Below are 14,085 nucleotides of genomic sequence, written 5' to 3'. Positions count from 1 at the left end.
CTTTTTAGAATTGTTCATGTTTTTTGGAACGGTAAAATTAATAAATAAATTCTGTAATTAATTACACACAAATGTTAAAAAGTTTTATTTTAACGTTTTTGGTATTAAACAAACCGGAATTGCATCCATTTTATGCTTGTTGCTGGTGTTTAAACGGTTATAAATTTCAAAGACAGATTTTTCTCTCCCGTTGAAGTCAGCTGGCGTCTTTCCTGACTCCGCGGCCAACATCGCCCATTCAAGTTCATCGTAACTGGCGCCTAATTGGTCTTCATCTGTTCTGTTGTCGCCAAATAATCCATCTGTAGGCGCAGCTGTTAAAATTGAGTCCGGAATCGCTAAAAATGCCCCCAAAGCATACACATCTGACTTCATTAGGTCCGCAATTGGACTTAAATCGACTCCGCCGTCGCCATATTTGGTATAAAATCCTACACCAAAATCCTCTACTTTGTTTCCTGTTCCGGCAACTAAAAGGCCGTTAATTCCTGCTAAATAATACAAAGAAGTCATTCGTAAACGAGCGCGTGTATTCGCTAATGCTAAACTTACTTTAGCATCATCATCTGTTTTGGGTACAGAGGTCTTAAAAGCTTCAAAAACAGCAGTCAGGTCAGTTTGTGTACTCGAAACATTCGGGAAGCGCTTTTTTAATTGTTCAATATGCTCTCTTCCTCTTGAAACCTGATTCTCTGCCTGGTGAATTGGCATTTCAACACATAAAACTTGTAATCCTGTCTGGGCGCATAAGGTAGAAGTAACCGCAGAATCAACTCCGCCTGAAATTCCGATTACAAATCCGTTTACTTTTGCTTTAGTAGCGTAATCTTTTAGCCACTCTACGATGTGAATATTTACTTTTTCTGTTTGAATGGTACTTTTTTTAGTCATAATAGGTCAGGTTTTAAGATACAGGAATGTATATTTGCAGAATTATTTTTTTAAGTATGAACAATACTTGAATTCCAGCAACACAAATCTAATTAAAATAAAATGAAAATTTATCGCTTTATAGTGCTTCTGTGCTTGTTTTTTTTGTCTTGTGATCAAAAAAGCAAAGTCGAAAAAGAAGTTGAAGAAATTCCTGTAGATATTAAAGTGGAACGTTTTGACAAAGTGTTTTTTGAAACCAAACCCGAAGATTTAGCTAAGGTAAAAAGACAATATCCGTTCTTTTTTCCTCCGGGCAATGATGATGCTGTCTGGCTCAAAAAAATGCAGGATCCAATCTGGAGAGAAGTGTATACGGAAGTTCAGAAAAAATACTCGAATTTTGAACCGGTAAGAGAAGAATTTAACAGCTTGTTTCAGCACGTAAAGTATTATTTTCCAGAAGTTAAAATTCCTAAAGTGATCACTGTAATTTCTGAGATGGATTACAATGCCAAAGCAATTTACGCAGATAGTCTGGTTATTGTTTCATTGGAATTGTATCTGGGAAAAGAGCATAAGTTTTATGAGTTTCCCAATTATCTGAAACAAAATTTTGAAGAAAGACAAATTATGCCCGATGTGGTGTCCAGTTTTGCGTTCAGAAAAATTTCAGGCTCATCCGACAGAAGCCTGCTTTCCCAGATGATTTTTGAAGGAAAGCAATTGTATGCAAAAGATTTACTGTTACCAAAATATACAGATGCTGAAAAAATGGGCTTCACACCGGAACAAATTAAGTGGTGTGAAGAAAACGAAAGCTATATGTGGCGTTACTTTATAGAAAATCAACTCTTGTATAGCGATGATCCAAAATTAAATACCCGATTTATAGCACCTGCACCGTTCTCCAAGTTCTTTCTTGAAATCGATAATGATTCTCCGGGAAGAGTCGGATCCTGGATTGGCTGGCAAATGGTACGTTCTTACATGAAAAATAATAAAGCAACCCTTTCGGAATTGCTAAAAACAAATGCAAAAGAGATTTTCGAAAAGTCAAAATATAAACCTAAGAAATAATGTCAGATACAATAAACTCAGAAATTAAATTCAATATAGAATTAGATGAAAACCGTGTTCCGGAAAAACTAACGTGGAGCGCTCAGGACGGAGGGGTTCAGGCGGAAGAAGCCAAAGCCATCATGTTGTCTATTTGGGACAGTAAAGCCAAAGAAACTATGCGTATTGACTTGTGGACAAAAGATATGCCGGTAGATGAAATGAAAATTTTCTTTCACCAGACATTAGTGGCCATGTCAGATACTTTTAAACGTGCTACAGACGACGAGAAGATGTCAGATACAATGAAAGATTTCTGTGATTATTTTGCGGAGAAACTGGAACTAACAAAATAAATTTCCAATCCCGAAGCCTCGGGATAAATTCCCAAGCCTTCGACTTCGCTCAGGGTGACAGAAAGTTTCAAAAAATAAGAAATCCCAAATCACAATCGTAAAATTGGAATTTGGGATTTTTTTATTGGAATTTTTTAAAATGTTGGAATTTGGAATTTATCCCGAGGCTTCGGGATTGGAATTTTATTTTTCTAAAATTGACTGTTGTTTTTAAAAACTTCCTGATTCACTTCGTCAATATAGTTTAAAACCTCGTCTTTTCCGGTTTGCTCTGTGGCGGAAGTCACAAAATAATGCGGCATTTCTTCCCAGTTATTGGCAAACATTTGTTTTTTGTAGGCAGCAATGTGAGAATCAATTTTGGTCTTGCTGATTTTGTCGGCTTTCGTAAAAATGATACAAAACGGAATTTCGCTTTCTCCCATATACGACATAAATTCAATATCGATGTTCTGAGCTTCGTGACGAATGTCAATCAGTACAAAAGCACAAACCAGTTGTTCTCTCGTTTCGAAGTAATCCGTAATAAATTGCTGGAAAACCGATTTTGTTTTTTTGGATACTTTAGCATAACCATAACCGGGTAGATCGACCAAGAACCAATTGTTGTTAATCTTAAAGTGATTAATTAACTGTGTTTTTCCTGGCCTTCCTGAAGTTTTAGCTAAGTTTTTATGATTGGTAAGCATGTTGATCAACGATGACTTACCTACGTTTGAGCGGCCGATAAAAGCATATTCCGGCAAAAAATCCTGTGGACATTTTGCAACTTCAGAATTGCTGATAATAAATTCGGCGGTATTAATTTTCATGATGTTTAATTTTAAAACCTCCTGTAAGAAGAAAGTTGAGTGCTATAAATTCTTTTTAACGAGCCACTCTTCAAGAATATTATTAAATTCCTGAGGATGTTCCATCATAGCAGCATGCCCACATTTGTCTATCCAATACAAAGTTGAATTAGGCAATAATTTATCAAATTCTTCGGCCACATTAGGAGGCGTTACGGCGTCATTTTTACCCCAGATAATACAGGTTTCCACTGTCATTTTTGGTAAATCTTTTGCCATATTATGACGAATTGCACTTTTGGCAATAGTCAGTGTTTTAATCAGTTTGATGCGGTCATTTACAGTAGCATATACTTCATCGATTAATTCCGGAGTAGCTATTTTCGGGTCATAAAAAACATCTTCAGCTTTCTTTTTGATGTATTCGTAGTCACCTCTTTTCGGATAACTGTCTCCCATAGCGCTTTCGTAAAGACCGGAACTTCCTGTTATGACAAGTCCGGCAACTTTCTCAGGATATAATTTTGTGTGATAAAGTGCAATATGTCCGCCTAATGAATTGCCTAATAAAATAACTTCGTCAAAACCTTTGAAAGTGATAAAGTCCTTTACGTATTTCGCAAAACTCTTTACGTTAGTTTTTAAAATGCTCTGAGTGTAGATTGGCAAATCAGGGATAACGACTTTGTATCCTTTTGTTGGAAAATATTGCGCTACAGCATCAAAGTTACTTAGGCCTCCCATTAAGCCATGTAAGATAACGATAGGAGTTCCTTCACCAGCTTCATAATAGCTGTACTTGCCTTCTTTTTTGTAGTGTTTGTCCATTTAATTTAATGCCAATTTCAATTTGGACAAATATAGGGTTAAAAAAATAAAAATGAATTTTTGCCACCCTTTTTTAACTAGATAATTTTTGTCGAATTACTAAGTCCTTAAAAGTCAGCTTTTAGAGGTGGTATTTGACTTCATATTGAATGTTAAAATATTTACATAATTGTTAGTTTTTTAAGAGAAAGGCTATGTATTTTTTGCAATTGTTAAACAATAGTGTCTTCAAAATAATTTATATCTAACGTGTTGATTGTCTATTAATTAATCGTTCAGGGGCGAAAGTGGTTAAACTTATCAACAAAGTGGTATAAAGTGGTAGAATGTGGTATTTTTTTTTATATTTTTGCTGTACAACTATAGTAAAACATTTTCTTGAACACAATTGTAGGAACATATGAGTGTAAGGTCGATGCTAAAGGGAGGCTAATGATGCCTGCGCCTTTGAAAAAGCAATTGGCTTCTTCTCTTCAAAACGGATTTGTTTTGAAGCGCTCTGTTTTTCAACCGTGTCTGGAGTTGTATCCGATGGAAGAATGGGATTTGATGATGCAGAAAATCAACAAACTGAATCGTTTTGTAAAAAAGAACAATGATTTCATCAGAAGATTTACGGCAGGAGTGAAAGTGGTAGAAATTGATGCATTGGGAAGATTACTGGTTCCGAAGGATTTAGTAGCTTTTTCAGGTATTGCTAAAGATGTTGTTTTCTCATCTGCGGTTAATATTGTAGAGATTTGGGATAAAGATTTATACGAAAAATCAATAAGCGGCGAAGATATGGATTTTGCAGATCTGGCCGAAGAAGTAATGGGAAATATTAATGACGACGACAATGGAATATCATAATCCGGTTTTGCTTCATCCGACAGTTGATGGTTTAAATATTAAGCCTGATGGTGTGTATGTAGATGTTACGTTTGGCGGCGGTGGTCATTCGAAAGAAATTTTGAACAGACTGGGGCCAAACGGAAAATTATTTGCTTTCGATCAGGATGAAGATGCGCTGGCAAATGCGTTGCCGGACGAAAGGTTTACCTTAATTAATGAGAACTTCAGATTCATAAAAAGATTTTTGCGTTTTCACGGTGTTAAGTCGGTAGATGGAATTTTAGCCGATTTAGGCGTTTCATCCCATCAGTTTGATGTTCCCGAAAGAGGTTTTTCAACACGTTTTGATGCCGGACTGGATATGAGAATGAGTCAGAAAAATGATTTAAATGCATATCGTGTAGTGAATGAATATGAAGAACAGGATTTACGTCGTGTTTTTTATGATTACGGAGAATTGAAAAACGCTCCGGTTTTGGCAAGAACAATTGTAGAAGCCAGAGAGCATTTACCCATTAAGACGACCGATGAACTGAAAGAAGTGCTGGCCAAATATTTACCGGAAAGAGTCCGAAACAAAATACTGGCGCAGATTTATCAGGCGATTCGAATCGAAGTAAATCAGGAAATGGACGTTCTGAAAGAATTTATAGAGCAATCATTAGAGATTTTGAATCCGGGAGGAAGATTATCTGTGATTTCGTATCATTCTTTAGAGGACAGGCTGGTAAAAAGATTTATTAAAAACGGAATGTTTGAAGGGGAGCCGGAACGTGATTTTTTTGGAAATTTCTCGGTTCCGTTTAAAACAATCGGAAAACTGATTGTTCCTGATGATGATGAAATCAAGATAAACAACAGGGCAAGAAGTGCAAAATTAAGAATTGCTGAAAAGGCATAATGTATAGGTAAGATGAAAGGTGGAGTATTTGGCATATTAAAAGCAAGATTTCTGATTAACGATGACGCAGTAAAAAACTGGAGATTCATTGTTTTTATCATTTTGCTAGCAATAATAATGATTGCTAATACGCAGCGATACGAGCAAAAAGTGTTTGAAATTGCAAAACTGAATAATGATGTAAAAGAATTACGATCAGAATTTGTAGATCGACGTTCAGAGTTAATGAAATTGAAAATGGAGTCAACGATATCGGATAAGATGCTCGAAAAGCAAATTTTCCCATCAACCGTACCTCCTGTGAAAATAGAAGTAAAAAAAGAAGAAGATAAAAGTTTCCTTAAAAGAATATGGCAGTAGACGATAAACATATATCCTACAGAATTTACCTCGTAGCAGTTTTCATCTTTTTGATGGCAATTGCTATTGTTGTTAAATTGACCAATATTCAATGGGTAGAAGGGGATTATTACAGAAAATTGGCAAAACAGCGTACCGTTCGAAATTTTGTAATTCCGGCAAACAAAGGAAATATATATTCGGCAGACGGGAGTTTACTGGCAACCTCTATTCCGAATTACGAAATTCGATTTGATGCCAAAGCGCCAAAAACAGAAACTTTCGAAAAACATGTAAAAGCCTTATCGGATTCTTTGGCGACTGTATTAGACAGGCCGGGAGGTTATTACGAGCAGGAATTAAGAAAAGCCAGAGCCAATAAAAATCGTTATTATTTGATTGCCCGAAATTTGAGTTACACGGATTATGTAAAAATTAAAGGTTTTCCATTATTCAATTTAGGAGCTTTTAAAGGCGGGATTATCATCGAACAGGAAACGGTCAGAAAACATCCAATCGGAAAAATTGCCGAAAGAACTATTGGTTACGACCGAATTGACCCTGCAACAGGAGTAGAAGTCGGTAAAGGAATTGAATGGGCTTTCAAAAGTTACCTGAATGGGACAGACGGTAAAATTTTAAAACAAAAAATTGCAAAAGGACAGTGGAAACCTATTCGTGATGTCAATGAAGTGGATCCTCAGGATGGTTTTGATGTGATTTCGACAATTGATGTTTTCATCCAGGATATCGCGCATCACGCTTTGTTGAAACAACTTCAGGATTATGAAGCAGATCATGGTTGTGTCGTGGTTATGGAAACAGAAACAGGACATGTAAAAGCAATTTCAAATTTAGGAAGAGCAGAAGACGGATCGTATTATGAAACCACAAATTACGCTGTTGCAGAATCTCATGAGCCGGGATCGACTTTTAAATTAGTTGATTTAATGGCGATTTTAGAAGATAAAGTTTCAGATACCAGTACGGTTTACGATAGTCACGGTGGGCAAATAAGATATTATGGGCGTCCTGTTACTGATTCGCACAGAGGAGGTTATGGGAAAGTTTCATTAGCACGTGGTTTCGAACTTTCGTCCAATACAGTAATGGTTCAGGCGGTTTATGAAAATTACAAAAACAATCCATCCAGGTTTGTGAATCACATTAAGAGTTATGGATTAGATAAACCATTAGGATTGCATTTTAAAGGAGAAGGAAGGCCTTATATACCGCAACCCGGAGACAAACATTGGTCGGGAATTTCACTTCCGTGGATGGCTTTTGGATATGAAGTTTCGGTTACACCAATGCAAACACTGGCATTTTACAATTCGGTTGCCAATAACGGCGTAATGGTAAAACCGCAGTTTGTATCTGAAATTAAAGAATGGAACAAAACAATTAAAAAATTCGATACAGAAGTTATTAATCCAAGGATTTGTTCACCGGAAACGATTAAAAAATTAAGAGCTGTTTTATTGAATGTGGTTAAAAAAGGAACGGCTTCTAAATTGTATTCGAAAGATTTTTCGATGGCAGGAAAAACAGGAACGGCCCAGATGAATTATGGAGGAAAAGAAGGAAAATCAGCATTGTATTATGCCTCTTCTTTTGTGGGCTATTTTCCGGCGGATCATCCTAAATATTCTTGTATTGTAGTGGTTCATAAACCCAATACATCAAAAAATAATTATTACGGAGCAGACGTTGCAGGGCCGGTTTTTAAAAGAATCGCTCAAAAAATATTTACAGATGCGCCTTCCACCAATAAAATCAAACAACTGGATTCGAGAATTCCAAAACAGGAAAACAGTTATAACGAATATTACGCCAAGGCGGAAAAGAAGACAAAACAAATTCCGAATTTAAAAGGAATGCCGGGGATGGATGCCATTGCTTTACTGGAGAACTTAGGTTTAAAAGTAAAAGTAAACGGAGTAGGAAAAGTAAAGAAACAGTCGTTGCAGGCTGGACAGCAGATTAGTAAAAACGAAACAATAGTATTAGAATTATCGTGAAAATACTGAAAGACATATTATACAAAGTAGCTATTGAATCTGTAACAGGTTCGACGGATATCGATATACACAAAATTGAGTTTGATTCCAGAAAAATCGAAGAAAAGGATATTTTCGTAGCCATTCGCGGATCACTTTCCAATGGTCATGATTTTATTGAAAAAGCAATTCAATTGGGTGCTGTTGCGATTATTTGTGACGAGCTGCCGGGGAATCTTGAAAAGGGAATTACTTATATAAAAGTTTTAGACACCAATTCGGCTTTGGCTTTTATGGCGGCTAATTATTTCGGAAATCCTTCTGAAAAATTAAAATTAGTGGGCGTAACCGGTACAAACGGAAAAACAACCATTGCTTCCTTATTGTTTCAATTGTTTGAAAAAGCAGGTTTTAAGGTTGGTTTGTTGTCAACGGTAAAAATCATGGTGGATGCAACCGAGTATAAAGCAACACATACTACGCCGGATTCGATCACCATCAATCATTATTTAAATGAAATGATTGAAGCGGGAGTAACACATTGTTTTATGGAAGTGAGTTCACACGGAATTCATCAGAAACGTACTGAAGCTTTGCATTTTGTGGGGGGAATTTTCACAAACCTGTCACACGATCATTTGGATTACCATCCAACTTTTGCAGAATACAGAGATGTGAAAAAGTCATTTTTTGATTCACTGCCCAAAACAGCGTTCGCCTTATCCAATAGTGATGACAAAAACGGAGCGGTAATGTTACAGAATACCGTTGCCAGAAAATTTACCTATGCCCTGAAATCGTATGCTGATTTTAAAGCACAGATTTTAGAAAGTCAGTTATCAGGTTTATTGTTAAAAGTAAATGATAATGAAGTTTGGGTAAAACTAATCGGAACTTTTAATGCATACAACGTTCTGGCAATTTACGGAACTGCCGTAGAATTAGGAATGGACAGTCTCGAGGCATTGCGCTTACTGTCTGATTTAGAAAGTGTTTCGGGCCGTTTCCAGTATATAGTTTCAGAAGGAAACATTACTGCGATTGTGGATTATGCACATACACCGGATGCTTTGGATAATGTTCTAAAGACAATTAATGATATCCGTACCAAAAACGAACAATTGATAACCGTTGTGGGTTGTGGCGGAAACAGAGATAAAACAAAAAGACCCATTATGGCAAAAATTGCTACAGATCTTAGTGACAAAGCAATTTTAACCTCTGACAATCCAAGAAATGAAGATCCGGAGGTAATTTTAGATGAAATGGAAAAAGGAGTTGAGGCTCATAATTATAAAAAAACAGTAAGAATTACCGATCGAAAACAAGCTATTAAAACAGCCTGTCAATTGGCTCAGCCCAATGATATTATCCTGATTGCAGGAAAAGGTCATGAAACCTATCAGGAAATAAATGGTGTTCGCCATCATTTTGACGATATGGAAACCGTGAAAGAAATATTAGATCAACTGGGGAAATAACAAAATAATAATTTCAAATTTCAAAATCCAAAATCCAATTGAAACGTTGGAATTGGAATTTAAAAAATTGGAATTTAAGTTTCAAAAACGAAATTTAAAATAAAAGATATATGCTATACTATTTATTTGAATATTTAGACAAAACATTAGACATACCGGGAACGGGTGTTTTTCAGTACATCACTTTCAGATCGGCTTTGGCATTCTTGCTTTCGTTGCTTTTGTCTACGATTTACGGAAAAAGAATCATCAACTTTTTGCGTAACCAGCAAGTGGGTGAAACGGTTCGTGAGTTAGGTCTTGCAGGTCAGAATGAAAAAGCGGGAACTCCGACAATGGGAGGACTGATTATCATTTTTGCCACACTTGTACCTGTTTTGTTATTTGCACGTCTGCATAATATTTACATCGTCCTGCTGATTGTTACTACCCTTTGGATGGGAACTATTGGTTTTGTAGATGATTATATTAAAATATTCAAAAAAGACAAACAAGGACTTAAAGGGATTTTTAAAGTTATCGGTCAGGTAGGTTTAGGAATTATTGTCGGGGCAGTATTGTATTTCAATCCGGCTGTAACAGTAAGAACAGATACCGGAAAAACAGATATTTATAAAAATGTAAGCACAACAGTAGTTTTGCCTGCACCGGTTGAAGAAAAATCAACGGCAACAACAATTCCTTTTGTTAAAAATAATGAGTTTGATTATGCTGAAATTCTAGCTTTTACAGGTGAAGGATATGAGAAATGGGCCTGGCTTATTTTTATTCCCGTGGTTATTTTTATCATTACGGCTGTTTCTAACGGGGCGAATTTAACAGATGGAATTGACGGACTCGCCGCAGGAACCTCGGCCATCTCCGTTTTGGCACTCGGGATTTTTACGTTTGTATCAGGAAATATATTTTTTTCAAACTATCTCAATATTATGTACATCCCCAATTCGGGAGAAATGACGGTTTTTATATCTGCTTTTGTAGGTGCACTCATCGGATTTCTCTGGTACAATTCTTACCCCGCCTCTGTTTTTATGGGAGATACTGGAAGTTTGACAATTGGAGGAATTATTGCAGTTCTGGCAATTGCAGTTCGTAAAGAATTATTGATCCCGCTTTTATGTGGTATCTTTTTGGTAGAAAATTTCTCAGTGGTTTTGCAGGTAAGTTATTTCAAATTTACCAAAAAACGTTACGGTGAAGGCCGCAGAATTTTCCTGATGTCGCCATTGCACCATCACTATCAGAAAAAGGGATATCACGAAAGTAAAATTGTGACCCGATTTTGGATTGTCGCGATCATGTTAGCCATATTATCAATCGTTACTTTAAAATTAAGATAATGTTCAATGAAAAATTGAGAATTAAAAATTAAAAGTTAACAGTTCTTATAAATGAAAGAAAATATTATTCAGGATAAATCATTTCTTTTTGCGGTTAGAATAATCAATTTGTACAAATATCTAACCACTAAAAAAAAGGAATTTGTCTTGAGTAAACAGATTTTAAGATGTGGAACTTCAATTGGGGCAAACATTGAAGAGTCAATTGGAGGACGTTCTGATAAAGAGTTTTTATTTAAGCTTGAAATTTCATATAAAGAAGCGAGAGAAACAATTTATTGGCTGAAATTGTTAAAAGCAACAGATTATATCTCTGTAAGTGAATTCGACAGCATCTTTGGTGAGGCTGATGAAATCTGCAGAATATTAGCAAAAATTATAATAACCCTAAAAGGAAAATAAGAATTGGATTGAAAGCCTGATTTGAAAAGTTTTTTAATTTTTAATTCTCAATTTTTAATTACATAGCGTATGAGATTAGTTGTTTTAGGAGGTGGAGAAAGTGGTGTAGGTACCGCTATTCTCGGGAAGAAAAAAGGGTACGATGTTTTTGTATCTGATTTTGGAAAAATAAAAGAAAGCTATAAAGAAGTTCTTATCATTAACGGGATTGCATGGGAAGAAGAAAAACATACTGAGGACCTCATTTTAAACGCCGATGTGGTGATGAAAAGTCCGGGAATTCCGGAAAAATCGCCCATAGTAAAAAAACTGATAGCTGCAGGAATTAAAGTAATTTCAGAAATCGAGTTCGCCAAACCTTTTACAGAAGCATTAACTATCGGAATTACGGGTAGTAACGGTAAAACGACAACCACGATGCTAACACATCATTTGTTGAAATCCGCAGGTTTAAATGTTGGTTTAGGAGGAAACATCGGAAAAAGTTTTGCCTGGCAGGTAGCCGAGAATAAATTCGATGCCTACGTGCTCGAGTTAAGCAGTTTTCAGCTCGACGGAATTATAGAATACAGACCTGATATTGCCATAATTACCAATATTAGTCCGGATCATTTGGACCGGTACGAATATAAATATCAAAATTACATCGATTCAAAGTTTCGAATAACAATGAATCAGACCGAAAGCGATTACCTTATTTACGATGCAGACGATGAGGCAATTGCAGAATGGCTAAAAAATAACAAAACAAAAGCAAAATTAATTCCTTTTTCATTGTCAAAAAAATTCGATGAGGGAGCTTCTATAAATAACAACAAAATGGAAATAAAGATCAACCAAGAAGAGTTTACAATGGAAACAGAATACATTGCGTTAGAAGGAAAACATAATACGAAAAACGCAATGGCAGCAAGCTCTGTAGCAAAATTGATGCAAATTAGAAATGCAACAATACGCGAAAGTTTATCTAATTTTCAAGGTGTGGAACACCGTTTGGAAAAAGTATTAAAAATTCAGAACGTACAATATATCAACGATTCAAAAGCAACAAATGTAAACGCTACATTCTTTGCTTTAGATAGTATGAACGTTCCAACAGTCTGGATTGTTGGTGGAGTTGATAAAGGAAACGATTACAACGAGCTGATGTCATTAGTCCGTGAAAAAGTAAAAGCAATTATTTGTTTAGGAGTAGACAACAGAAAAATCATTGAAGCTTTTGGAAATGTGGTTGACATCATGGTGGAAGTAAACAATATGAGCGATGCCGTAAAAACAGCACAGCGTCTAACAGAAAAAGGAGATGCGGTTTTATTATCTCCGGCCTGCGCCAGTTTCGATTTATTCGAAAACTACGAAGACAGAGGGAAGCAGTTTAAGCAAGCGGTACACAACTTGTAGAAAATAGTTTAAAGTTTCAGGTTTCAAGTTACGAGGAACTTGAAACCTGAAACAAGAAAAACCTGAAACAAGAAAAACCTGAAACAAGAAAAACCTGAAACAAGAAAAACCTGAAACAAGAAAAACCTGAAACAAAAAATTATGAAAGAGCTGGTAAACAAACTAAAAGGAGATAGGGTAATATGGTCATTCGTGGCTTTATTAGCGCTGTTTTCGTTTATGCCTGTTTTTAGTGCGAGTAGTAATCTGGCTTATATTGGTCACGGAACCGGAAATACATTAGGTTATCTGGTAAAACATCTGGCACATATTTGTATCGGATTCCTGATTATTTATTGGGTGCATAAAGTACCGTACCATTATTTCAGGGCCATTTCTAAAATAGCATTGCCCGTTGTATGGATTCTGCTGCTTTATACATTACTAAAAGGAACAGTAATTGCAGGAGCAAATGCAAGTCGTTGGATTCAGGTTCCGTTTATCGGGATCACGTTTCAGACGTCAACGCTGGCCTCTATAGTATTGTTCATTTATGTTGCCCGTTATTTGTCAAAAACAAAAGAAGAAAATGAGCCGTTTCAAACGTCATTAGTACAGCTTTGGCTACCGGTTTTTATAACGTTAGCCTTGATTTTACCGGCGAATTTCTCGACCACTGCATTGATTTTTTCAATGGTAATTATGCTGACATTTATCGGAAAATATCCCTTAAAATACATTGCATTCATTATAGGTTCAGGAGTGGCAATGCTGCTGTTTTTCCTTCTCATTGCAAAAGCATTTCCGGAATCGAGATTTTTCAGCAGGGTAGGAACATGGGGAAGTCGTATTGAAAACTTTACGACAGATAAACCGGATGAAGATGATTATCAGATTGAAAAAGCAAAAATTGCTATTGCATCCGGAAGATTTGGAGGTTTAGGACCCGGAAAAAGCGTTCAGAAAAACTTTTTACCGCAATCCTCTTCAGATTTTATCTATGCCATTGTTGTGGAAGAATATGGTTTGGTTGGCGGTGTTTCGATATTGCTTTTGTACTTGTTACTGTTGTTTCGATTTGTGATCGCATCACACAAAGCCAATACACTATTTGGAAAATTAGTAGTCGTCGGACTCGGTTTTCCAATGATCTTTCAGGCGATGATCAATATGGCGGTTGCCGTTGAATTATTACCGGTAACAGGGCAGACACTTCCGTTAATCAGTAGTGGAGGTAGTTCGATCTGGATGACCTGTTTCTCTCTCGGAATTATCATTAGCGTAACCAAGAAAGAGGAAGAAATTGTAGAAGAACAACAGGAAAAAGAAAGAAGAAAAGAAGCACTTCAAAGATTGATTGATAAAGAACTGGCCGAAGAAGATTTGCCTGTTGACGAAAGAGAAGAAATATACGAAGAAGAGCAGCTGTATTCCATTGCAGATAATTCCAGAAATCCAATGAATGCAGTTTTAAATAAATAAGATTACAAAGAATAATTTTTAA

The 14,085-nt window shown here is 36.1% G+C and carries 14 protein-coding genes; 11 read left to right on the top strand and 3 right to left on the bottom strand.

Annotated features, from left to right (window positions below; translation table 11 throughout):
• Nucleotides 1-84: 84 nt before the first annotated feature.
• Entirely contained in the window at nucleotides 85-891 is an 807-nt protein-coding gene (gene nadE / locus EV142_RS20505; RefSeq protein WP_132037711.1) for an NAD(+) synthase, read from the bottom strand.
• A 102-nt stretch (nucleotides 892-993) separates the two neighbouring features.
• On the opposite strand from nadE, the gene gldB reads away from it, so the two are divergent.
• Both gldB and gldC read left to right on the top strand, forming a co-directional pair.
• Complete coding sequence (gldB, locus tag EV142_RS20500; protein ID WP_132037710.1) at nucleotides 994-1,950, top strand: gliding motility lipoprotein GldB; 957 nt, start codon at nucleotides 994-996, stop codon at nucleotides 1,948-1,950.
• Complete coding sequence (gene gldC / locus EV142_RS20495; RefSeq protein ID WP_026985662.1) at nucleotides 1,950-2,285, top strand: gliding motility protein GldC; 336 nt, start codon at nucleotides 1,950-1,952, stop codon at nucleotides 2,283-2,285. Before gldB ends, gldC begins: the two co-directional genes overlap by 1 nt.
• A gap of 191 nt (nucleotides 2,286-2,476) precedes the next feature.
• Here gldC and yihA read toward each other — a convergent pair whose 3' ends face one another.
• Nucleotides 2,477-3,097 carry a ribosome biogenesis GTP-binding protein YihA/YsxC gene (yihA, locus tag EV142_RS20490; protein ID WP_132037709.1) on the bottom strand — a complete coding sequence of 207 codons (621 nt, stop codon included), beginning with the start codon at nucleotides 3,095-3,097 and terminating at the stop codon, nucleotides 2,477-2,479.
• A gap of 42 nt (nucleotides 3,098-3,139) precedes the next feature.
• Nucleotides 3,140-3,904, bottom strand: a complete 765-nt coding sequence (locus EV142_RS20485) for an alpha/beta fold hydrolase (protein ID WP_132037708.1) — start codon at nucleotides 3,902-3,904, stop codon at nucleotides 3,140-3,142.
• A gap of 378 nt (nucleotides 3,905-4,282) precedes the next feature.
• Here EV142_RS20485 and EV142_RS20480 point away from each other — a divergent pair, with 378 nt between their 5' ends.
• The 9 genes from EV142_RS20480 to EV142_RS20440 all read left to right on the top strand — a co-directional run bounded on the left by EV142_RS20480 (nucleotide 4,283) and on the right by EV142_RS20440 (nucleotide 14,063).
• Entirely contained in the window at nucleotides 4,283-4,756 is a 474-nt protein-coding gene (locus tag EV142_RS20480; RefSeq protein ID WP_127339382.1) for a division/cell wall cluster transcriptional repressor MraZ, read from the top strand.
• A complete protein-coding gene (gene rsmH / locus EV142_RS20475) occupies nucleotides 4,731-5,639 on the top strand; it encodes a 16S rRNA (cytosine(1402)-N(4))-methyltransferase RsmH (protein WP_194100185.1) in 909 nt (302 codons plus the stop codon). Before EV142_RS20480 ends, rsmH begins: the two co-directional genes overlap by 26 nt.
• Nucleotides 5,640-5,651: 12 nt before the next feature.
• A complete protein-coding gene (locus tag EV142_RS20470; protein WP_132037706.1) occupies nucleotides 5,652-5,999 on the top strand; it encodes an FtsL-like putative cell division protein in 348 nt (115 codons plus the stop codon).
• On the top strand, nucleotides 5,990-7,999 hold the full coding sequence (locus tag EV142_RS20465; protein WP_132037705.1) for a penicillin-binding protein: 2,010 nt from the start codon (nucleotides 5,990-5,992) through the stop codon (nucleotides 7,997-7,999). Before EV142_RS20470 ends, EV142_RS20465 begins: the two co-directional genes overlap by 10 nt.
• On the top strand, nucleotides 7,996-9,459 hold the full coding sequence (locus EV142_RS20460) for a UDP-N-acetylmuramoyl-L-alanyl-D-glutamate--2,6-diaminopimelate ligase (RefSeq protein ID WP_132037704.1): 1,464 nt from the start codon (nucleotides 7,996-7,998) through the stop codon (nucleotides 9,457-9,459). Before EV142_RS20465 ends, EV142_RS20460 begins: the two co-directional genes overlap by 4 nt.
• 110 nt (nucleotides 9,460-9,569) lie before the next feature.
• A complete protein-coding gene (mraY, locus tag EV142_RS20455; RefSeq protein ID WP_132037703.1) occupies nucleotides 9,570-10,799 on the top strand; it encodes a phospho-N-acetylmuramoyl-pentapeptide-transferase in 1,230 nt (409 codons plus the stop codon).
• A 51-nt stretch (nucleotides 10,800-10,850) separates the two neighbouring features.
• Nucleotides 10,851-11,201: a four helix bundle protein gene (locus EV142_RS20450; RefSeq protein ID WP_132037702.1), complete on the top strand. Its 351-nt coding sequence runs from the start codon at nucleotides 10,851-10,853 to the stop codon at nucleotides 11,199-11,201.
• Between the two features lie 69 nt (nucleotides 11,202-11,270).
• Nucleotides 11,271-12,602 carry a UDP-N-acetylmuramoyl-L-alanine--D-glutamate ligase gene (gene murD, locus EV142_RS20445; RefSeq protein WP_132037701.1) on the top strand — a complete coding sequence of 444 codons (1,332 nt, stop codon included), beginning with the start codon at nucleotides 11,271-11,273 and terminating at the stop codon, nucleotides 12,600-12,602.
• A 141-nt stretch (nucleotides 12,603-12,743) separates the two neighbouring features.
• Entirely contained in the window at nucleotides 12,744-14,063 is a 1,320-nt protein-coding gene (locus EV142_RS20440; RefSeq protein WP_132037700.1) for an FtsW/RodA/SpoVE family cell cycle protein, read from the top strand.
• Nucleotides 14,064-14,085: the final 22 nt, after the last annotated feature.

The sequence above is a fragment of the Flavobacterium circumlabens genome (genome assembly GCF_004345565.1).
GTDB classification, from domain to species: Bacteria; Bacteroidota; Bacteroidia; order Flavobacteriales; family Flavobacteriaceae; genus Flavobacterium; species Flavobacterium circumlabens.
This window is presented reverse-complemented; position numbering and strand designations above follow the sequence as displayed.